This is a genomic window from Sphingomonas sp. MMS24-J45 (genome assembly GCF_044881195.1).
Lineage (GTDB): Bacteria > Pseudomonadota > Alphaproteobacteria > Sphingomonadales > Sphingomonadaceae > Sphingomonas.
Genome location: NZ_CP173255.1, coordinates 3,092,391 through 3,112,153, shown reverse-complemented (window position 1 = coordinate 3,112,153; position 19,763 = coordinate 3,092,391). Strand labels below are relative to the sequence as shown.

The 19,763-nt window shown below is 64.7% G+C and carries 20 protein-coding genes; 8 read left to right on the top strand and 12 right to left on the bottom strand.

From position 1 onward, the window contains the following. Positions 1 to 465 carry a polymer-forming cytoskeletal protein gene (locus AB5I39_RS15100; protein ID WP_404368612.1) on the top strand — a complete coding sequence of 155 codons (465 nt, stop codon included), beginning with the start codon at positions 1 to 3 and terminating at the stop codon, positions 463 to 465. Here the strand turns inward: AB5I39_RS15100 and AB5I39_RS15095 are convergent. The 6 genes from AB5I39_RS15095 to AB5I39_RS15070 form a co-directional block, all read right to left on the bottom strand. Continuing rightward, a complete protein-coding gene (locus tag AB5I39_RS15095; protein WP_404368609.1) occupies positions 367 to 1,038 on the bottom strand; it encodes a hypothetical protein in 672 nt (223 codons plus the stop codon). The two genes, AB5I39_RS15100 and AB5I39_RS15095, sit on opposite strands and share 99 nt — an antisense overlap. A gap of 185 nt (positions 1,039 to 1,223) precedes the next feature. Next, positions 1,224 to 2,501: an amidohydrolase family protein gene (locus AB5I39_RS15090; RefSeq protein WP_404368606.1), complete on the bottom strand. Its 1,278-nt coding sequence runs from the start codon at positions 2,499 to 2,501 to the stop codon at positions 1,224 to 1,226. A 35-nt stretch (positions 2,502 to 2,536) separates the two neighbouring features. Beyond that, positions 2,537 to 3,931, bottom strand: coding sequence for a dihydrolipoyl dehydrogenase (gene lpdA / locus AB5I39_RS15085; RefSeq protein ID WP_404368603.1), 1,395 nt, complete (start codon positions 3,929 to 3,931; stop codon positions 2,537 to 2,539). 12 nt (positions 3,932 to 3,943) lie between these two features. Next, positions 3,944 to 4,327 (bottom strand): acyl-CoA thioesterase, encoded by a 384-nt coding sequence (locus tag AB5I39_RS15080; protein ID WP_404368601.1) that lies wholly within the window; start codon positions 4,325 to 4,327, stop codon positions 3,944 to 3,946. Further along, entirely contained in the window at positions 4,320 to 4,532 is a 213-nt protein-coding gene (locus AB5I39_RS15075; RefSeq protein ID WP_404368598.1) for a hypothetical protein, read from the bottom strand. The genes AB5I39_RS15080 and AB5I39_RS15075 overlap by 8 nt, the downstream gene beginning before the upstream one ends. A gap of 1 nt (position 4,533) precedes the next feature. Next, positions 4,534 to 5,886, bottom strand: coding sequence for a pyruvate dehydrogenase complex dihydrolipoamide acetyltransferase (locus AB5I39_RS15070; protein WP_404368596.1), 1,353 nt, complete (start codon positions 5,884 to 5,886; stop codon positions 4,534 to 4,536). 133 nt (positions 5,887 to 6,019) lie between these two features. On the opposite strand from AB5I39_RS15070, the gene AB5I39_RS15065 reads away from it, so the two are divergent. After that, a complete protein-coding gene (locus AB5I39_RS15065; protein ID WP_404368594.1) occupies positions 6,020 to 6,475 on the top strand; it encodes a universal stress protein in 456 nt (151 codons plus the stop codon). Between the two features lie 945 nt (positions 6,476 to 7,420). Next, entirely contained in the window at positions 7,421 to 8,740 is a 1,320-nt protein-coding gene (locus AB5I39_RS15060) for a M28 family metallopeptidase (protein ID WP_404368591.1), read from the top strand. A gap of 127 nt (positions 8,741 to 8,867) precedes the next feature. On the opposite strand, the gene AB5I39_RS15055 is transcribed toward AB5I39_RS15060, so the two are convergent. Both AB5I39_RS15055 and AB5I39_RS15050 read right to left on the bottom strand, forming a co-directional pair. Then, positions 8,868 to 9,872: an RcnB family protein gene (locus AB5I39_RS15055; protein WP_404368589.1), complete on the bottom strand. Its 1,005-nt coding sequence runs from the start codon at positions 9,870 to 9,872 to the stop codon at positions 8,868 to 8,870. A gap of 142 nt (positions 9,873 to 10,014) precedes the next feature. Further along, positions 10,015 to 10,500, bottom strand: coding sequence for a GAF domain-containing protein (locus AB5I39_RS15050; protein WP_404368586.1), 486 nt, complete (start codon positions 10,498 to 10,500; stop codon positions 10,015 to 10,017). Positions 10,501 to 10,562: 62 nt separating this feature from the next. Here AB5I39_RS15050 and arfB point away from each other — a divergent pair, with 62 nt between their 5' ends. Further along, entirely contained in the window at positions 10,563 to 10,985 is a 423-nt protein-coding gene (gene arfB, locus AB5I39_RS15045) for an alternative ribosome rescue aminoacyl-tRNA hydrolase ArfB (protein ID WP_404368583.1), read from the top strand. A 350-nt stretch (positions 10,986 to 11,335) separates the two neighbouring features. Here the strand turns inward: arfB and AB5I39_RS15040 are convergent, their stop codons facing one another. Continuing rightward, positions 11,336 to 11,992, bottom strand: coding sequence for an RluA family pseudouridine synthase (locus AB5I39_RS15040; RefSeq protein WP_404368581.1), 657 nt, complete (start codon positions 11,990 to 11,992; stop codon positions 11,336 to 11,338). A gap of 47 nt (positions 11,993 to 12,039) precedes the next feature. On the opposite strand from AB5I39_RS15040, the gene AB5I39_RS15035 reads away from it, so the two are divergent. Then, a complete protein-coding gene (locus AB5I39_RS15035; protein ID WP_404368578.1) occupies positions 12,040 to 12,849 on the top strand; it encodes a M15 family metallopeptidase in 810 nt (269 codons plus the stop codon). A gap of 1 nt (position 12,850) precedes the next feature. Here the strand turns inward: AB5I39_RS15035 and wrbA are convergent, their stop codons facing one another. The 3 genes from wrbA to AB5I39_RS15020 form a co-directional block, all read right to left on the bottom strand. Beyond that, positions 12,851 to 13,453 (bottom strand): NAD(P)H:quinone oxidoreductase, encoded by a 603-nt coding sequence (gene wrbA, locus AB5I39_RS15030; protein WP_404368575.1) that lies wholly within the window; start codon positions 13,451 to 13,453, stop codon positions 12,851 to 12,853. Positions 13,454 to 13,510: 57 nt separating this feature from the next. Beyond that, on the bottom strand, positions 13,511 to 14,209 hold the full coding sequence (locus AB5I39_RS15025) for a pirin family protein (protein ID WP_404368572.1): 699 nt from the start codon (positions 14,207 to 14,209) through the stop codon (positions 13,511 to 13,513). Positions 14,210 to 14,300: 91 nt separating this feature from the next. Next, on the bottom strand, positions 14,301 to 14,843 hold the full coding sequence (locus AB5I39_RS15020) for a putative colanic acid biosynthesis acetyltransferase (RefSeq protein ID WP_404368569.1): 543 nt from the start codon (positions 14,841 to 14,843) through the stop codon (positions 14,301 to 14,303). A gap of 91 nt (positions 14,844 to 14,934) precedes the next feature. Between AB5I39_RS15020 and AB5I39_RS15015 the strand changes: the two genes are divergently transcribed. The 3 genes from AB5I39_RS15015 (at position 14,935) to AB5I39_RS15005 (ending at position 19,740) form a co-directional block, all read left to right on the top strand. Next, positions 14,935 to 15,840, top strand: coding sequence for a LysR family transcriptional regulator (locus tag AB5I39_RS15015; protein ID WP_404368566.1), 906 nt, complete (start codon positions 14,935 to 14,937; stop codon positions 15,838 to 15,840). Between the two features lie 149 nt (positions 15,841 to 15,989). Next, positions 15,990 to 16,694 (top strand): response regulator transcription factor CtrA, encoded by a 705-nt coding sequence (gene ctrA / locus AB5I39_RS15010; RefSeq protein WP_404368563.1) that lies wholly within the window; start codon positions 15,990 to 15,992, stop codon positions 16,692 to 16,694. 232 nt (positions 16,695 to 16,926) lie between these two features. Next, entirely contained in the window at positions 16,927 to 19,740 is a 2,814-nt protein-coding gene (locus tag AB5I39_RS15005; RefSeq protein WP_404368560.1) for a DUF3857 domain-containing protein, read from the top strand. The last annotated feature ends 23 nt before the right edge of the window (positions 19,741 to 19,763 follow it).

The window sequence follows — 19,763 nt, the reverse complement described above, 5'->3', positions numbered from 1 at the left end:
ATGGCGATGTTCAACAACGCGCGTGGCGGGCGTGACGCGGGCGCTGCGGCAACGGCATCGTCGGGCGGCAAGCGCGGGATGTTCTCGGTCATCGGGCCGGACGTGGTGATTACCGGGAACCTGTCGGCCACCGCCGATCTCCACATCGACGGCTGTGTCGAGGGCGACGTGCATTGCGGCAACCTCGTCCAGGGCAGCGAAAGCCGCATCCGCGGTGCGGTCCATGCCGAAACCGCGCGTATCGCCGGATCGATCGAGGGATCGGTGTCGGTGCGTCAGCTCACCGTCGAACGCGCGGCGCGGATCACCGGTGATGTCGAATATGAATCAATCTCGATCGAAACCGGCGCGGCGGTCGATGGCTGTTTAAAGTATGTCAGCGGCGATGCGGTCGCCCGCCCCGTGCCGATCGCCCTGCCGCGCAGCGACGAACCCGTGGAAATTACGGACAGCGCCGCCGCCTGAATTCAGCCGAGCGCCCTTGCGCCCGAAACCGCGCACGACCGGTGCCGGACCGGCAACTGGCGCCACGGGCGCGGCGACGGTGGCGCCTTTTTGCGACGCGGCATATTGCAACTGGCCGATCGCATCGATCGTCGCCTGATAGGCATCGACACCGCCGAGCGTCGTTAGCGCCGCCGACACGCGCAGCGACCGGCCCGATCGGCGATCGAAACAAATATGGTATCGCTTGCCGTAGCGCGTCCGCCGCACGATCAGCCGCGGCAGGATCAAGTCGCTCCACGGAATCTCGGCCGAGCTGAACAGCGTCGTCACGCGAACGCCGTCCCGATCGACCACGATCGCCTCGAGCGACCCCGTTGCGACATAGCCGATCCGCCACGCGACGAGCAGCAGTCCCAGCTCGACCAGCGGCACGAAGATGAAGTGGCCGGCCCAGCCATTGGTGATCAACCCTGCCGCGCCGCGCACGCGCATCTCGGGATCGAGAAAAATCATCATGAACACCGCAGCGACCCCAAGGATCGCGAGCGCCATTAACGCCAGCTTCGAGCGCGAATACAGAATCGATTCCATGCTCGGCACTCCCCGCCTGCGTGAACAGATCGTTACGCAGGCGGCACCTAATTTCGGGTTAAGCGCCAATCAGATATGCAGCCCGTCCATACGCTCGGAGTACGCTTTCGTATATCGTTCCGCTGAGCAGGGGGTGCGCGAAGATGTGCCCCTCCGCTCGGTCGCCCGAGCAGCGACCGCCGGGATTACTCAACCCGGACCCCGCCCTTGATGACGGCGGCAGGATGTTCGAGCACGCGGACGTCCGTCAGCGGATCGCCATCCACTGCGACGATGTCGCCGTAACGCCCGACCGCGATCGCCCCGACATCGTTGCTCTTGCCCAGCGCCACCGCAGCATCCGAGGTCGCCGCGCGGATCGCGCCGAGCGGGGTCATGCCCCATTCGACCATCTTGGCGAATTGCCGCGCATTGTCGCCGTGCGGATAGACGCCCGCGTCGGTGCCGAACAGCATCCGCACCCCGCCCTTCACGGCGCGCTGGAACGTCTGGCGCTGCTTCAGGCCGATCTCCTTTTCCTTGTCGAGGCTCTCCTGCTCGGTGCCGTTGGCGGTGCCCGTCGCCAGGATATAATCGTCGTTATAGATATCCATGTCGAACCAGGTGCCGCGCTGCGCGGCGAGCTTGATCGTCTCGTCCGAGGCGAGGCTGGCATGTTCGATCGTGTCGATGCCCGCCAAGACGGCGGCCCGGATGCCCTCGTCGCCATGCGCGTGGGCCGCCACTTTCATGTGGAGCATATGCGCTTCGTCGGCGATCGCCTTCATTTCCTCGGTGCTGAGCTGCTGCCCGCCGACGCTGTCCCCCAGCGAGAACACACCGCCGGTCGCGCAGATCTTGATAACCTGCGCGCCATATTTGTGGAGCCAGCGAACCCGCGCCCGCGCTTCGTCAACCGAGTTGACGGTCGCGGGCGTTGTACGATCGAGGCTCGGCGGCAGCTTGTTGTCATCGCAATGCCCGCCGGTCGCGCCAATCGCATAGGTGGCAGTGGTAATGCGCGGGCCCATCACCCAGCCGCCGTCAATCGCCTGGCGCAAACCAACGTCCTGAAACTCCGACGAGCCGACGTTGCGGACCGAGGTGAAACCCGCCTTCAGCGTCTTGGCGGCATTGCCAACGCCAACCGCGCTCCAGAAGCTGTCGGTATATTGGAGGTCGCGATAGCCGCCGATCTCGGCCAGGCTGGTCAAATGCACGTGCATGTCGATCAGGCCGGGCAGGATCGTCTTGCCCGCCAGGTCGATATGCTTGACCTTGTCGGTCCACCGCACCGTGCGCGCGTCGGCGACGCTGGTGATGCGCCCGTTGGTGATGAACACCGCGGGGTAATCGACCGTCTTTCCGGTCAGCACGTCGACCATCTTGTCCGCCGTCACCACGACGGTCTGCGGCGCTACGGGCTCGGCCAGCGCGGGTGCGGCAAGTGCGACCGCGACGGCGGCCCCCAACATCTTCAACATGCGAGTCCGTCCCCTTTGGCTGGCCGTGCGGCCGATCAGATATGCAGCGCGCGTCCGTACGCGCCCAGCACGCTTTCATGCATCATTTCGCTGAGCGTCGGATGCGCGAAGACGGTTTCCATCAGCTCGGCCTCGGTTGTCTCCAACTGGCGCGCGACGACATAGCCCTGGATCAGCTCGGTCACCTCCGCGCCGACCATGTGCGCGCCGAGCAGTTCGCCGGTCTTCGCGTCGAACACGGTCTTCACAAAACCCTCGGCCTCGCCCAGCGCGATCGCCTTGCCATTGCCAATGAAGGGGAATTTGCCGACCTTCAGTTCGTATCCGGCTTCCTTCGCCTTGGCCTCGGTCAGGCCGACGCTGGCGACTTGCGGGCGCGAATAGGTGCAGCCGGGAATGTTGCCCTTGTCCATCGCATGCGGGTGGCCGTCGGCGATCTTCTCGACCGCGATGACGCCCTCATGGCTCGCCTTGTGCGCCAGCCACGGTGCGCCGGTCACGTCGCCGATCGCCCAGATGCCGGGCACGTTGGTCGCGCCATAGCCGTCAGTCTTGATATGGCCGCGGTCGGTTTCGACGCCCAGCGCCTCCAGCCCGATATTCTCGGTATTGGGCACGATGCCGATCGCGACGATCGCATGGCTGAATTCCTCCGTGGTGACGGTGCCATCCTTGCCCTTGATCTTCGCGGTCACGCCCTTCGCGGTGGCATCGAGCGTCTCCAGCCCGGTGGCGGTGCGCAGTTTGATGCCCTGCTTGGTCAGCGCCTTGTCCATGAACGCGCTGACCTCTTCATCTTCCACCGGCAGGATGCGCGGGAGCATCTCGACGATCGTAACATCCGCGCCCATGTCATTGTAGAAGCTGGCGAACTCCACACCGATTGCGCCCGATCCGATGACCAGCAGCTTGGTCGGCATCTCGGTCGGCACCATCGCGTGGCGGTAGGTCCAGATGCGCGCGCCGTCGGCCTTCGCAAAGGGCAAGTCGCGTGCGCGGGCACCCGTCGCGATGATGATGTTCTTCGCTTCGAGATCGGTGGTCTTGTCGCCTTGCTTGACCGTCACCTTGCCCGCCGCGGTGATCGTGCCGACGCCCTCGAACACCGTCACCTTATTCTTCTTCATCAGGCCCTTGACGCCCGCGTTGAGCTGGCCCGCCACCTTGCGGCTGCGCTCGACCACCTTGGTCAGGTCGAATCCGACATTGTCGGCGCTGAGGCCGTAATCGGCGGCATGCTGCATGTAATGATAGATTTCCGACGTGCGCAGCAGGGCCTTAGTCGGGATACAGCCCCAGTTGAGGCAGATACCGCCCAGCCGCTCGCGCTCGACGATCGCGGTCTTGAGCCCAAGCTGTGCGGCCCGGATCGCGGCGACATAGCCGCCGGGGCCCGAACCGAGGATGACGAGGTCGAATGCGTCGGCCACTGGGGAGTTCCTTTATACCATGTCCTGCAATGGGCGGGGACGATCGTCCGCGCCCATCGAAACCAGAGTGAATCGGCCATCGGCGGCGAGCGCGCTGCCCTCGCCGTGCCGGTCGCGCCGCCACACCGCCACCGCAACCGTCATCGACGTGCGCCCGGTGCCGACGATTTCGGCGTAGAACGACACTTCGTCGCCGATCTCAACCGGTGCGGTGAAGCTGAAACCGTCAGCGGCGACGACCGGGGCGCGCCCACCGCAATGTCGGGACGCGACCGATCCGGCGGCCAGCGCCATCTGCCCCATCAGCCAGCCGACGAAAATCTTGCCGTACGGATTGGCATCGCACGCCATCGCGGTCGCGCGGATCGCGGGTGCTACGTCTGGCACATCAACCATCGGTCGAGCGACGATCCGCCTTCGCTGCGGCCCGGAGTGGCGCGATGCTCATCGCGACCACCACCGCCATCACGCCGTAGGTGACCATCCAGATCGTCTCGCTGGCGTGCGGCAGCGACCACACCGCGCCGTACGCCAGCACCGCGGCCCCGGCGACGCCGATCAGCAGATGCAGCAACTCGACGAGGGTGCGCCGCCCGAACATGTCAAGCCAGCATCGCCAGAGGCGATTCGACCAACGCCTTGAACGCCTGCATCAGCTCGGCCCCATCCGCGCCGTCGATCGCGCGGTGATCGAAGCTGCCGGTTGCCGACATCACCGTCGCTACGCCGAGCGCATCGTCGATGATGTAGGGCCGCTTCTCGCCCGCACCGATCGCCATGATCATGCCCTGCGGCGGGTTGATCACCGCTTCGAACTGCTTGATGCCGTACATGCCCATGTTGCTGAGGCTCGCGGTGCCGCCCTGATATTCCTCGGGCTTCAACTTGTTATCGCGGGCGCGGGTGGCGAGATCCTTCATCTCGGTCGAGATTGCGGCGACGCCCTTGCTGTCTGCACCCGTGATAATCGGCGTGATCAGGCCGCTCGGCGTCGACACCGCGACCGAAATATCGGCGCGACTGAAGCTGATCAGCTGGTCAGGCGTGAACATCACGTTGCACTTGGGCACCTGGATCAGGCTAACCGCGAGCGCCTTGATGATCAGATCGTTGACCGAGAGCTTGACGCCCCGCGCGGCAAGACCGGCGTTCAGCTCGCCGCGCAGCTTGAGCAGCGCATCGAGCCGGATGTCGACCGTCAGATAGATGTGCGGGACGGTCTGCTTGGATTCGGTCAGGCGGCGCGCGATCGTCTTGCGCACGTTGCTGAGCTTGGCCGCCTCATGCGGGATATCGGGGATGACCGCGGGCTTGGGCGCGGCAGCCGGTGCGGGCGCCGCGCTTTCGATCGGCGCAGCAACAGGTGCCGCAGGAGCCGCCCCTGCCTTTACACCTTCCAGATCGGCCTTCACGATCCGCCCGTTCGGCCCGGAGCCGGTCAAGGTCGCGAGATCAATGCTCTTCTCCGCCGCCAACCGCCGCGCGAGCGGGCTGGCCTTGATCCGCTCACCCTCGGCGCGCGGCGCGGCCGCTGGAGCACTCGGTGCAGCAGGAGCCGGCGCAACATTCGGATTGCCGTGGTCCTCGGCCTGCGTTTCGTCGCGCGACACTGGCGCGGCCTCGCGGCCGGTCCTGTTGGGGTCTTCTGGCGACGGCTTCGGCTCCGATGCAGCAGCAGCGGGCACTGGAGTGGTGGTCGCGTCGGCGCTTTCCCCCTCCGCCAACAAAGTCGCGATGACCGTCCCGACCTTCACGTTGTCGGTGCCCTCGGCGACCAGGATCTTACCGATCACGCCTTCGTCGACCGCTTCGAATTCCATCGTTGCCTTGTCGGTCTCGATCTCGGCCATCAGGTCGCCGGATTTGACCGTATCGCCTTCTTTCACCAGCCATTTCGCCAGCGTGCCCTCTTCCATCGTAGGGGAAAGCGCTGGCATCTTGATCTCGACCGGCATCAACACGTCCTTATCTGACCGAATCCGTGAGCCGTCTCTCGTACTCAGCGCCGCGCGGGTCAAGACCGCGACTTGCGCTCACGGCTGCTTGGCCGCACGATGGCCACGATAATCTCCACGGAGGGGAGACCCAATGCGCATCTATCTGGTGGTCGTCGACGAGACGCCCGAAAGCGGCATCGCCCTGCGCTTCGCCGCACGCCGCGCGGTTAAGACCGGCGGTGGCGTCGAAATCCTCGCGCTGGTGCCGCCCACCGAATTCACCGCGTTCGGCGGCGTGCAGGCGACGATCGAGGAAGAAGCGCGGCTCCATGCCGAGGGACTGGTGACGGGGGCGGCGGGCACGCTGATCCAGGAATCGGGGCTGAAACCGACCATCACCGTGAAACAGGGCGAAGGCCCCAAGGTGATCCGCGACATGATCGCCGGCAATCCCGATATCGCAGCCCTCGTGCTGGCGGCAGCGGCGAGCGGCGCGCCGGGGCCTTTGGTGACGCATTTTGCGGGGACAGATGCGGGGTGCTTGCCGATCCCGCTGATGATCGTGCCGGGGAGTTTAGATCGCGAGGCGATCGATCGGTTGAGTTGAGGGGGGGATAACTGTCGTCACCTAACCGCTAATCAACCGCCGCAAGTGAGGCATCCGCTCGTTTGGATATCGCGGCAAATAACGGGATGCTGACCGCAAAGACCCATAGGTACGCTCCGATCTGAGCAATGACCGGACCGCAGGTACCGTGTTCATCACCCACATACTCAAAATTGCTTTGCAATCCTGACGCCGCAAGCACTGCTCCAATTGATGACCAAAATCGCGAAGGTCGCTCTCCCTCCGACATCCGATATACTCCGAAAAACCATATCGGATTGGCAAACCAAGCGAAACATCTGACGGTCAACAGCAATGTGTCGACGAAGCTACCACGCACCTCATCAACAGTTAGCGGGCCCAACCACCCGAGTAATAACAGAGACCACCCTGGGCTGGCATTTGCTTCGTCGGGACATATTCGAAGCTGGGCGGGCAACGCGAGTGAGCCGAGCCACAATAGCGTGCTCGCCACTGCAAGCCGGAGAATGAATTTGCGCTTCAACTTCACCAGCTAATATTAACGTTCGATCAGCACTGGATGCCAGTGGGTGGTTTGTTGTTTTTCCATGCAGATACGGTGCACGGTGCGACTATGAGGCGGTGCGCTCCTGGCCCGATCGGCCCCGGCTCAACGCCGGGGTGACGCAAGGCGGCGCAATCGCAGACCTCGACAATCCTCCCCCGCCAGGGGGAGGTGGCGCCGAAGGCGACGGAGGGGGAGGTTGGCGACTAACTCTCAATGTGTCTTCTCGGGGCGGTTGCCAAAGCCATCTCTTGCTACCCGCTGCATTTGCCATTTGCGCGCCCTTGCAAGCGTGTCGCTTACCTCCCCCTCCGTCACGCTTTGCGTGCCACCTCCCCCTGGCGGGGGAGGATTGTCTGACGGAAGGCGGTACCATCGAACCCCTTGAACCCCCGCCCCTTCCCCGCCACCATGCCTCGATGCGCACCCTCCCCACCGCCGTCGCGGCGCTCGCCCTCCTCACCACCCCCGCCTTCGCCAAGGACGCACCCAAACCCGCGCCCGACCCCGCTCGCCTGAAGGCCACCGTCGAGAAGCTCGTCAGCTTCGGCACGCGCCACACCCTCTCCTCGCCCGATCACCCGACGCGCGGGATCGGGGCGGCGCGGGGCTGGGTCGCAGGCGAGCTGACCCGAATCGCCGATGCGTGCGACGGCTGCATCACCGTCGCCAATATCGCGCGCACCTTCACCAATGCGCGCGCGCCGAACGGGGTCAATGTGGTCGACGTGCTCGGCTTCCAACAGGGGCTGGACCCAAAGCGCGTGATCATCGTCGGCGCGCATATCGACAGCCGCGTGACCGACATCATGGACGCGACCAGCGATGCCCCCGGCGCGAATGACGACGGCTCGGGCGTCGCGCTGGTGCTCGAAGCCGCCCGCATCCTGTCGAAGGAGAAGTTCCGCGCGACGATCGTCTACGCGATCTTCTCGGGCGAGGAGCAGGGGCTGTTCGGCGGCACGCTACTCGCCGAAACCGCGAAACAGCGCGGCTGGACCGTATCGGCCATGCTCAACAACGATATCGTCGGCAATACGATGGGCCAGAACGGCGTGCGCGTTGCCGACCGCGTCCGCGTCTTTTCGGAAGGCATTCGCGGGGCGGAGGATCTGCCCGCGCAGATCGCGCGGCGCGGCAATGGCGGCGAGGATGACGGCCCGAGCCGCGCGCTCGCCAAGGCGATCGACGGCGTAGCGGGGACGATCCCCGGCGGGCTCGACGTGTTCGTCGATCGACGGCCCGATCGCTTCGGGCGCGGCGGGGACCACGAGCCGTTCCTGAAATTAGGCTACCCGGCAGTACGCTTCTCGGTCGGCGCGGAGAATTGGACGCAGCAGCATCAGGATCTGCGCGTCGAGAACGGCATCCAATATGGCGACACGGTCGACAAGATGGACTTTCCGTATCTGGCGAAGGTGACCGCGATCAACATCGCGACGATCCGCCGCCTGGCCGCGGCCCCCGCCGCGCCGGACGGGGTGACGATTGCGGGTGCCTTGAGCTTCGATACGACGGTGAAGTGGAAGCCGGTCGAGGGCGCTACCAAGTACCGCGTGCACTGGCGGCGCACCGACGTCGCGGACTGGCAGAAGTCGATCGATGTGCCGGCCAGCTCGACCAGCACGGTACTGAAGGACATCAGCGTGGACGATCACTTCGTCGGCGTCGGCGCGGTGGCGGCGGATGGATCGGAGAGCGTAGTGACCTTCGCGGGGCCGGAACCGCGCGGAAACTGACGGCTATCGGTCCCCTCCTCCGTTCACCCTGAGCTTGTCGAAGGGCTGTCCTGCCTTCGCCGCGTACGGAAGAAGTGCAGTGCTTCGACAGGCTCAGCACCAACGGAGGTTGAGGAGTCGCCCCCGATCAGCTCCCCATAACCGGCTTTTCGACCACCACCGGACGGCGGCAGACGCAGCGCGGGCGATACACTTTCTTCGCGCGATAGACCTTGCGCGGCGCGACGTAGCGCGTGCGGACGGTCTCGACATATTCCGTCGTCGTCGTGGTCACGCTCGGCGTGCCCATGATCGTCACGACTGTCGTCGATGCGCCCGGCACGTAATAGCCGCCGCTGTAGTAACCGCCGGCGCTATAGCCGTTGGAGGTCGAGTAGGTCGTCACGCCGCCATTCTGCACGACCGGCGGCAGCGTCTGATAGCTGTAGCCCTGCGCGCCTTGCGCGTAGCCGTAATCGACCGAGGAATAGCCGCCCTGGGCATATCCGCCGGCATATCCGTAGCCGCCGTCCCAATCGAGGCCATAGACCATGTCGCGCACCCGACCGCGGCTGTCGACCAGCACGGCGTCGTCATAGTAACGCTGCCAGCCATAGCCCTGCGGTGGGGCATAGAGGCCGTACCCGCCAAAATCGCTGATGAAGAAATTGGGCGAAATCCAGTAGGTCGGCAGGCGATAGCCGCGTGTCGGGCGGCGATAGGCGTTCCAGCCGCCCGGCGCGTTCCACCCGCCCGACCAGCGGCCGTTATAGCTTCCGCCCCAGCGCGATCCGCCGCCATTGTAGCTGTAGTTGTAGCTGCCGCCATTCGGCTGGCCCGGATTTACCTGCCCCGGGTTGGGGCGCGGCCCGTTCCACTGGCCGTTACCGTTCCACTGGCCGTTACCGTTCCACTGACCTTGCGGCGGACGCTGACCATTCCACTGGCCCTGCGGCGGGCGCTGCGGGTTTATCTGGCCCGGATTGGGGCGCGGCATCGTGTTGACCTGCGGCGGCGGCGGCAGGACGATCGGCACGTTGCCGCCGGGCTGCTGCATCATCGGGACTCGGCCCGGAACCGGATAGGACGCACCCGGCATCTGGCCGCCGAGTTGCTGCGCATCGGCCGCGCTGGCGCCGAAAACGGTAACCATCGTCAGGACCGAAAGAGCTAGGGTTCGCATGGTAAACACTCCCGCCGCGACGGTGCGCGGTGCTGCACGCCGTCAGATCATTAACGTCTGCGTTACCATTTTGCCCCGTTTCACTCTAGGTTAACGTGTGTCCCGAAACGGATCAGCCCGCCAGACGTGGCGCCAGCAGCGCAGCCAGCGCCTCGCACCCGGCGGCATCCTCCGCATCGAAGCGCGCAGGGATGGGGCTGTCGAGATCGAGCACACCGATCAGCCGCCCGTCATGCACGATCGGCACGACGAGCTCGGAACGGCTCGCGGCATCACACGCGATGTGACCGGGGAAGGCATGAACGTCCTCCACCCGCTGCGTCTCCAGCGTCGCCGCCGCAGCACCACACACTCCGTCGCCGAACGCGATGCGGATGCACGCGGGCTTGCCCAGGAACGGGCCGACGACGAGCTCGCCGCCGACATTGCGGTAGAACCCCGCCCAGTTGAGATCGGGCAGATGTTGCCAGATCAGCGCTCCCGCGTTGGCCATGTTGGCGATGGCATCGCCCTCGCCATCGGTCAGCGCGTCGAGCGCGGCGTGGAGGTCGCGGTACAGTTCCGCCTTGCTGCTCTGGTCGATCGTGAAGTCGTACATGGCTTTGCCTTATCCGCTCCGCCCCGCTCGCGAAAGCCGCTGACTTGATTTAAGGCCAAGCAATGGCCGCCATCCCCGTCACCCGCACGATCAGCATCGACAGCGACGAGCTGGAGGAAAGCTTCACGCGCGCCGGCGGCCCCGGAGGGCAGCATGTCAACACGACGGACAGTGCGGTGCTGCTGCGTTTCGACGTCGGCAATTCGCCGTCGCTCCCGCTGGCGGTGAAGAACCGGCTCGCAGTGCTGGCGGGATCCCGAATGACGCGCGACGGCGTGCTGGTGCTGCGCAGCGAAGGCGCGCGCTCGCAACTGCTCAACCGGCAAGAGGTGCGCGAACGCCTGATCGACCTGATCCGCGAAGCAACCATCGTCCCCAAACGCCGCCGCCCGACCAAGCCGAGCAAGGCGGCCAAGGCGAAACGAGTCGAGGGCAAGCTGAAGCGGTCTGCGGTTAAGTCGCTCAGGGGACGCGTGACCGACTAAGCGACGGCAGAGCCGCGTCGTCGTCCTCCGCCGAGATCAGGGCGGGCCATAGTTGGACGATGCGCTGAGCGTAGGCTCCGTCGGGAGATTCGGCTTGGCTGTCCCCTTCGCGCTTTCGGTGATGACATGCGGCGTCGATCGGATTTTACGCAGGCGTGATGTCTCGGTCGCGACAGAATGTGCCGCGATGATGGTTTCAGTGAGCACGTTTTGATGCTTATTCTCGATGCGATCGAAGGCCAGCGTTGTGCCTGTAACGGAAACAAGGCGTCCGGCGCTAGAGTTGTGGGAGCCACGAACGGGCGCAACGGCGACCTGCGTTGATCTGTAGGCTTTACCGCCAAATCGGCTCACCCCTCCGTAAACCCCGCCGCCGCGAAACGCGCGGGTAGTGGCGCCTTCGCCACGATCGGTTCTTTGCCCTGGCGCGGGATCGTCAGTTCGGCGGCGTGGAGCAGCGATTCCGCGCCCTTGTCGCCGCTCCCGTACACCGGATCACCGAAAACCGGCGCGCCGAGCGCTTCGGCCGCGTGCACGCGGATCTGGTGCGTCCGCCCGGTTTCGGGAATGAATTCGACGAAGCTGCGCCCGTCCTTGATTTCGAGCACGCGCCACGCGGTGCGCGACGGCTTGCCCTTCGGATCGCCAACCATCCGCCAGCCGGTCTCCTCGGTGCTGACCTTGGAAAGCGCGAGATCGATCAGCCCGCTCTCCCCCTCGACCACGCCTTCCAGCACCGCCAGATAGCGCTTGCGCACCAGCCCCTGTTCGAACGCCTGATGGAGCCGGGCGTGCGCCTTGGGATTACGCGACAGCAAAAGGCACCCCGACGTATCGCGGTCGAGCCGATGCACCGGCACCGGCCAGCGTTTGAACCCGAAGGTCAGTCCGTCGAGGTGGTTTTCGAGGCTGATCGAGCCGTCGCGCGGACGGTCGACCGGGAGCCCGGCGGGCTTGTCGATGACGAGCGCTTCGCCGTCGAGGAAAAGAACATGATTTGCGAGCATCGGCGACCCTTGCCACCATAACCGCCGCCATGCCAGAGCCGTTACCCGTGAGCGCAAACCGAAAATGGGCGATCCAAATCGCATCGGGCTGCGCAGCGCTGCTCCTTGCGACCCCGCCTGCGTCCGCAGACGACTTGCCCGCGCCCATGCCCGATGGACGCATGTTCGGACATTTGCCTTATGCCGAGGCGGCTCGGTCCGATCTGCTGCTGGCCCCGCCGGGCTTTTCGATCGGCTTGCCCTGCCTCATCCATCGCGATGCCGCGCCCGATCTGACGCGGATGCTCGCCGCCGCCGCAGCCGCGCCCGGGGTCGGTAAAACCTTGCGCGGTGTTTCCTGTTTCCGAACGATCGCGCATCAACGCGCGGTCTTCTGTCGCGGCGCGAAGACGGGCGTCTGCCGCGATCCGGTCGCGCGCGCGCGCTTCGTCGGGCCACCGGGCTATAGCGAACATGCGACCGGCTATGCGATTGATTTCGGGGTTCGCCCGTCGCCCGGTTGCGGAGATGTCGACGCCTGCATCGCCACGACCCCGGCGGGACGATGGCTGTTGGCGCACGCGCCGGATTACGGCTTCGAACTTTCCTTCCCTGCTGGCAATGCGCAGGGCGTGACATGGGAGCCGTGGCATTGGCGCTGGGTCGGCACGACGGTCAACGCGTTGGGCGCTGCCCGCGCCCGCCTCACCTTTTCGCGCGCACGCTCCAGCTTCCCGGGCAATCCGCGCGTGGCCGATGTGTCCGATGCGTGGCTGACGCCGCCGCCCGTCGTCCCGACACTGCAGCCGCCCGCCACGCGCCCGCCAACGGTACTGCCGCCGCCCGTTCTGGGCACGGCAGCACCGCGGGAGCCATAGTTTACGCGGTCAGCTTGGCCGCCGTTTCGGCAATGCGCTTCCCCTGATAGAAGGCACCGGCCAGTTCATCGGCATCGGGCTGACGGCTGCCGTCACCATCCGACAACGTCGTCGCGCCGTAGGGCGATCCGCCACGAACCTTGTCGACGCCCATCTGGCCCTTAAAGCCGTAATCGAGGCCGACAATCGTCATGCCGTGGTGCAGCAGGTTGGTGATGATCGAGAACAGCGTGGTCTCCTGCCCGCCATGCTGGCTCGCGGTCGAGGTGAACGCACCGCCGACCTTGCCGATCAGCTTGCCGGTGAACCAAAGGCCGCCGGTCGTATCCCAGAACGACGCCATCTGGCTGGGCATCCGGCCGAAGCGGGTCGGCGCGCCGACGATGATCGCGTCGTAATCGGCAAGCGCATCCGGGCCGGAGATAACCTCATGCGCGGTGTCAGTCTTGAAGCCGGCAGCATCGATCACCGCCTGCGGCGCGGTTTCGGCGACGCGGCGGATATCGACTTGCGCCCCAGCCGAACGCGCACCTTCCGCAACTGCATCGGCCATCTGCTCGATATGGCCATAGGACGAGTAATACAGCACGAGAACCTTGGTCATTGGATGTCTCCTTCTTCTTAAAGGCGCCCCTCCCGCCCAGCGGGAGGGGAATTGAGTTTATTCGCTGTCGACCAGCACCAGCTCGGCGTCTTCCAGCGCAGTGATCGTGACGGTCTGCCCGCCATCCATCGCCGCACCGTCGCGCGCCTCGAAGGTCTGGCCGTCGATCTCGATGCGGCCGGTCGCGGGGACCAGATAAGCGTGGCGACCCGGCGCAACATCGTGCGTGATCGTCTCGCCAGCCCGCACCATTGCGGCCAGCACGCGCGCGTCGGCGCGGATCGGCAACGCATCGGTGTCTTCCGCAAACCCACTGGCGAGCGTCACGAACTTGCCGGAGCGATCGTCCTTGGGGAACGGCTTTGCACCCCAGGACGGCGCGCCGCCCGTACGGCTCGGCTGGATCCAGATCTGGAACAGCGTCGTTTTCTCGGGCTCCAAATTATATTCGGCGTGGCGCACGCCGGTGCCGGCGCTCATCACCTGCACGTCGCCCGCACCGGTACGGCCCTGATTGCCGAGCGAATCCTGATGCGTGATCGCGCCCGAGCGGACGTAGGTCACGATCTCCATGTCGCGGTGGGGATGCGGCGGAAAACCGCTGTTCGCGGCAATCTCGTCATCGTTCCACACCCGGATCGCGCCCCAGCCCATGCGGGCGGGCTCGTAATAATCGGCGAAGGAAAAATGGTGGCGGGCATTGAGCCAGCCGTGATCGGCATGGCCCAGGCTTTCGAACGAACGTTTCTCGATCATGGGTGATCTCCCAAAAGGCGAAGTGTTGCCGCCAAGATAGGAGTTTTGATCACGCCGTAAATGGAAACGCCGGAAACCGATCGTTTCGAGATTAGCCGAGAATTGGCCGCCCGCGATCGGACACTTCGCGTGCGGGATTACCCGCGACGACCATCCCGGCGGCGACATCCTTTACGACCACCGCCTTGGCCGCTGCGATCGATCCGCCCGCCATCGTGACGCCTGGCCCTACGAACGCCGCCGCGGCCACCCACGCATATGACCCGATCTCAATCGACGCGCCGGTGAGCGCGAAACCGGGGTCGGCCGCGTCATGGCTCGCGGTGCAGAGGTACGCCTTCTGGCTGACGATACAGCCGCGCCGCAGGATCACCGGCGCGACATTGTAGCAATCGCATTCGTTGGCGAGGCACGAGTCCGCCTCCATCACCAGGTTCCACGGCGCCCAGATCCGTGCCGAGGGATAAGGATGCGCGCCCGGCCCGATCGTCGCGCCGAAACAGCGCAACACGAACCGCCGCCATCCGTGCAACGGGTTGGGCGTGGTGCGGTACAGCAGCGCCCACGCGACCTGCCAAACCGCGCGGCGAACGCGGTCTGCGGAATTTGGAGGAGGAATGCGGATCAGCGCCATGCGAGCCCTCTATGAGGCAAAGGAAGAGTCAGCAACCGATCGCGTGCGGGTTTCGATTGACAGCGCGCACTCTTGTCCTGAGGACACTCTCATGCGCCTGCCCGATCTCGAAGCCTGGGCGATTTTCGCCTGTGTCGTCGAACACCGCTCGTTCAGCGGCGCGGCGGAGGCGATCGGGGTTTCCAAGGCGACCGTATCGAAGGCGATCACGCGGCTGGAGCAGCATCTCGGCCAGTCGCTTTTCCATCGCACCTCGCGGCGGCTGAGCCTCACCGAGAATGGTAAGGCGCTGGCCGAACATGCCGCGCGGATCCTGGGCGAGGCCAATGCGGCGGAGGAGGCAGCCCTCGACGCCGCATCGGCACCGACCGGCCTGGTCCGCGTCGCCGCCCCGATGTCGCTCGGCCTGATCGCGATCGCGCCGGTGATCGCCGATTTCCTGGCCGAGCATCCCGGCATCGAGATCGATCTGCATCTCTCCGATGCCCGCGTCGATATCGTTGCAGAGGGCTTCGATGTCGCTTTGCGGATCGCGACGCTGCCGGATTCGTCGCTGCGCACGCGCAAACTTGCGGACGTGCAAGTGCACCTCGTCGCGGCGCCGGAATATCTCGCGCGGGTAGGCACGCCCACGCATCCAGGGCAGCTCGGCGAGCATCGCTGCTTTACGTATACCAATATCACGACGCCGTGGCGCTTCGTCGGACCAGACGGGACCGAAGTCTCGGTCCGGCTGCAGGGGCCGCTTGCCACCAATAGCGGCGAGGCGATGCTGCCCGCGCTTCGCTCCGGTCTTGGTATCGCGATGCTTCCCGATTTCATCGCAGGCGCGGATATTGCCAGCGGTCGGCTCGTGCCGATCCTGTCGGACTGGATGCCGCATGGCGGTGCGCTGCACTTGATGACGCCGCCCGGCACGCTCCGCCCGGCGCGGGTCGAAGTGCTGATCGCCTATCTCACCGAGCATCTGAAAACGCTCTGCGCGCGCCGCGCATAAGGGAAATTACGGGCGCGACTCGTGGATAGAGCCCGCTTAATGCGAAATTAACCTTTTGCGTTCATCACTGAAGAGGTTAATGGATTGGTTCAGGCAAGTCGCGCCACAGGGGGCAGCGAACGCCTGACGAAATGACGGGGAAAGCCCAGATGCGCGTATTGCTGATCGAGGACGAGCCGACGACCGCCAAGGCGATCGAGCTGATGCTGACCACTGAAGGCTTCAACGTCTATAAAACCGATCTCGGCGAAGAAGGCCTCGATTTGGGCAAGCTGTATGATTACGACATCATCCTGCTCGACCTGAACTTGCCCGACATGCACGGCTATGACGTGCTGAAGAAGCTCCGCGTCGCCCGCGTCCAGACCCCGGTGCTGATCCTCTCCGGCATCAACGAGATGGACTCAAAGGTCCGCTCGTTCGGCTTCGGCGCCGACGATTACGTCACCAAGCCGTTCCACCGCGAAGAACTCACCGCGCGCATCCACGCCGTGGTGCGCCGTTCGAAGGGCCACAGCCAGTCGGTCATCCGCACCGGCAAGCTCGCGGTCAATCTCGATGCCAAGACGGTCGAAGTCGATGGCGCCCGCGTCCATCTGACCGGCAAGGAATATGCGATGCTGGAACTGCTCAGCCTGCGCAAGGGCACCACACTGACCAAGGAAATGTTCCTCAACCACCTCTACGGCGGGATGGACGAGCCAGAACTCAAGATCATCGACGTGTTCATTTGCAAACTTCGGAAGAAGCTTTCGATGGCCTGCGAAGGCGAAAATTACATCGAAACCGTCTGGGGCCGCGGCTATGTGCTGCGCGAACCCGATGACATGCTGGAAACCGCCGAAGTCGCCTGATTTTTCGAAGAGCTAATGGCTCCCCGGCTTCCGGGAGCAGGCCGCGGCATCGGGGGGTGCCGCGGCCTTTCTTGTCTGTGCCCACGTAGAAGTTCGCTGAATTGTTTCAAATCCCTGCCTTTATTATCGAATACCATTGTCATCCGGGCCGGTCTCGGTAGCATGGCGCGTGCACATTCGTTGTCCCACGGCAGGCGATAACGAATGGCGGGGCATCACGGTGGGGGCTTGGGTGAAACGAATTGGTCTGAGTGCGGTCGCCGGGATCGGTGCGATGGCCTGGTCTCCGGTGTTTGCCAGCGACCAGCCGCTTTATCAGCCAGCACCCGCCTGGGTTTTGCCTGCATCGTTGCCTGACGTAGCAAAGACCGGGCCGGACACGCCGGCGCTCGTACTGTACGACACGCAAAAGCGCATCGAAGATGGCCGCCTGTGGTCTTACATGGACGTTGCCACGCGGATCGCATCGCCTGAGATGCTCGCCCAAGCGACCTCGCTGGCGTTGCCGTGGTTACCGGACAAGGGCGACCTCATCATCCACGAACTGTCGATCCGGCGTGGTGCAGAGCATATCGACTTGCTTAAAAAGGGTCAGAAATTTCTCGTGCTGCGCCGCGAGCAAACGCTGGAGCAGCGTGAACTGACGGGCATTCTTACCGCCACGCTCGCCGTCGAAGGATTGCAGGTCGGCGACATCCTGCGGTTGCGCGCGACCACCACGTCAAAGGATGGTGCGCTGGGCGGCCGCGTTCAAGATATCATTCCGCTGATCGCCTTGCCCGTTCGGGTAGGCGCCGCGCATGCGCGAATTTCGTGGCCGACGGCGACCCCGCCGAAGTGGAAACTTCAAGCCGAGGCCGTCAAAGCAGCGCCCGTGCGCGAAGGCGCGTACACCACGCTTGATCTGGTTTTGCCGACCCCCAAGCAAACTGAAATGCCCAGCGATGCTCCATCGCGGTATCGTCGCCCGCCAATGCTCGAACTCGCGACTTTTGCGGATTGGGCCGATGTATCGAAAACCTTCGCACCGCATTATGGAGCAGACCGCACGGCCATCGCACCCGGATCGCCGCTTGCAGCCGAAGTCGATGCTATCCTCAAAAGCGATCCGTCGAAGATCCGCCAGGCCCAGCGCGCGCTGGAGATCGTCCAGGAAAAGGTGCGCTATCTCGCGGTTGGCATGGATGGCGGCAATTACGTTCCGCAACTGCCAAGCCGTACCTGGGATGTGCGATATGGCGACTGCAAGGCCAAGACGTTGCTGTTGTTGTCGTTTCTGCGCGCCTTGGGCATTGAGGCCGAACCGGTTCTCGCTGCCGTAGGAACGGGCGATTCCGTTCCCGAGCGCCTGGCCAGTGCAGCCGCGTTTAACCACGTCCTAGTCAAGGCGACGATCGAGGGCGAGACCTTGTGGCTCGACGGTACCGCCTCCGGCTCCCGGCTGGTCGACATTCATGACACGCCACCGCTTGGTTTCGTACTTCCGATCCGCGCGGAGGGTGCCGCGCTAATTAAGATCGCTACGCATGCGAATGCGCGTCCGACCGTCGATTTGACTGTCGAAGCGGATGAAAGCGCAAGCGCCGATCTCCCGAGCGCTTTCAAGGCTACGGCAGTCGTTCAGGGGCAGCCGGGGGCGTTTCTGACGCTTGCCAAAAGTCAGTTAGGGGAAAAGGAGCAGCGCGAGGCGGTCGGACAATTCCTGCAAGGGTTCCTTGGAGAGGGACAGTTCACCGACACTTCGATCGTAACCGACCCCACAACCGGCACAGTCACCCTCTCGGCGACTGGCGTCACGACGACGGCATGGATCACGGACGATCGTCGCCGTAAGCGCGCGGTCGATCGGTTGCTCGATCAGATCAGCTTCGATCCCGATCGCAGCAAGGCAAACTGGGCGGCGGTTCCCGTGGCAGTCGCACCGCCGTCAGGAATGCGCTTCCGCCTCAAGCTCCGACTGCCCGACGCGGGACGCGGCTTCGCCGTCGAGGGCGAACCCAATTTCAATGGGCGTATCGCTGGATACGCCGTCAACCGCGAATCCCGCTTAACCGAGGGAACCTTCGTGCTCGATGAGCGGATTGATTCGCTTGGGGGCGAGATTGTCGCGGCGCAGATACCAGCGGAGCGCGACGCGGTCGCGACAGCCAAGGCACGGGCCCCCCGCCTGGTGGCACCCGCAGGTACACCCCGTCGCTGGGATGTGTCGGTCGGTGGTTCGGCAGGCGCAACCCAAATTCAGGCGGTAGACGCGGTTTTCGCCAAAGCCATCGCCGACGACCCCGAAGAGGTTAGCGGCTACACCAGCCGTGCGTCATACCGCAACGGCATCGGGGACCGACGCGGCGCGCTCCAGGATTTGACCAAGGCAGTTGCAATCGCCCCAGCCGTCGATCTCTACCTCCAACGGTCGGCAACGCATTATGAACTCGGCGACATCGCCAGCGCATTGGCCGATGCGGAAGCCGCCCGCTCGCTCGATCCGTCATCGAGCGACGCAATCGAACGCGTGACCACTCTGAAGGCCGAACGCGGCGATCTGGCTGGCGCGGTCACGTTGGTCGATCAGCGGATCGCGCTTGGGGGAGCCCTGCGTAACACGTATCGAGAGACAAAGGCGCGCTTGCTCGGCGAATATGGCAGCCCGACCGAGTCGCTCGCGCTCTTCGACACGCTGATCGCGGACAAGCCCGGTTCGCCTTCGCTGATGAATGCCCGCTGCTGGGCCAAGGGTACGCGCCAAGTGATGCTCGAAAGTGCGCTGAAGGATTGTACGAATGCGATCGAGCTGAGCACCGACACGAGCGCCGCGCTCGATAGCCGAGCAATGGTGTGGTACCGGCTCGGCAAGTATGAGGAGGCACTCGCCGACTTGGACGCAGTGCTCGCGGCAGCGCCGGGTCAGGCGGAAAGCCGCTTCATGCGCGCGATCGTTCTGTCAAAGCTTCAGCGGCACGCCGAATCCGCCAAGGAGTTGACGGTTGCGCGGCGCCTGAAACCCAGCGTCGACAAGCAATATGCTCGGTACGGGATCAAAGCGTCATGACACGCAGGGTGCGGCAACTGCCC

Excerpts from the sequence above, each read along its gene's own strand:
- AB5I39_RS15025 (WP_404368572.1), bottom strand. The coding sequence starts at position 14,209 with ATGATCGAGAAACGTTCGTTCGAAAGCCTGGGCCATGCCGATCACGGC.
- AB5I39_RS15015 (WP_404368566.1), top strand. The coding sequence starts at position 14,935 with ATGCGCCTGCCCGATCTCGAAGCCTGGGCGATTTTCGCCTGTGTCGTC.
- ctrA (WP_404368563.1), top strand. The coding sequence starts at position 15,990 with ATGCGCGTATTGCTGATCGAGGACGAGCCGACGACCGCCAAGGCGATC.
- AB5I39_RS15055 (WP_404368589.1), bottom strand. The coding sequence starts at position 9,872 with ATGGTTACCGTTTTCGGCGCCAGCGCGGCCGATGCGCAGCAACTCGGC.
- AB5I39_RS15095 (WP_404368609.1), bottom strand. The coding sequence starts at position 1,038 with ATGGAATCGATTCTGTATTCGCGCTCGAAGCTGGCGTTAATGGCGCTC.
- AB5I39_RS15075 (WP_404368598.1), bottom strand. The coding sequence starts at position 4,532 with ATGTTCGGGCGGCGCACCCTCGTCGAGTTGCTGCATCTGCTGATCGGC.
- AB5I39_RS15050 (WP_404368586.1), bottom strand. The coding sequence starts at position 10,500 with ATGTACGACTTCACGATCGACCAGAGCAGCAAGGCGGAACTGTACCGC.
- AB5I39_RS15060 (WP_404368591.1), top strand. The coding sequence starts at position 7,421 with ATGCGCACCCTCCCCACCGCCGTCGCGGCGCTCGCCCTCCTCACCACC.
- AB5I39_RS15020 (WP_404368569.1), bottom strand. The coding sequence starts at position 14,843 with ATGGCGCTGATCCGCATTCCTCCTCCAAATTCCGCAGACCGCGTTCGC.
- AB5I39_RS15065 (WP_404368594.1), top strand. The coding sequence starts at position 6,020 with ATGCGCATCTATCTGGTGGTCGTCGACGAGACGCCCGAAAGCGGCATC.
- AB5I39_RS15040 (WP_404368581.1), bottom strand. The coding sequence starts at position 11,992 with ATGCTCGCAAATCATGTTCTTTTCCTCGACGGCGAAGCGCTCGTCATC.
- arfB (WP_404368583.1), top strand. The coding sequence starts at position 10,563 with ATGGCCGCCATCCCCGTCACCCGCACGATCAGCATCGACAGCGACGAG.
- AB5I39_RS15090 (WP_404368606.1), bottom strand. The coding sequence starts at position 2,501 with ATGTTGAAGATGTTGGGGGCCGCCGTCGCGGTCGCACTTGCCGCACCC.
- AB5I39_RS15070 (WP_404368596.1), bottom strand. The coding sequence starts at position 5,886 with ATGCCGGTCGAGATCAAGATGCCAGCGCTTTCCCCTACGATGGAAGAG.
- AB5I39_RS15080 (WP_404368601.1), bottom strand. The coding sequence starts at position 4,327 with ATGGTTGATGTGCCAGACGTAGCACCCGCGATCCGCGCGACCGCGATG.
- AB5I39_RS15100 (WP_404368612.1), top strand. The coding sequence starts at position 1 with ATGGCGATGTTCAACAACGCGCGTGGCGGGCGTGACGCGGGCGCTGCG.
- wrbA (WP_404368575.1), bottom strand. The coding sequence starts at position 13,453 with ATGACCAAGGTTCTCGTGCTGTATTACTCGTCCTATGGCCATATCGAG.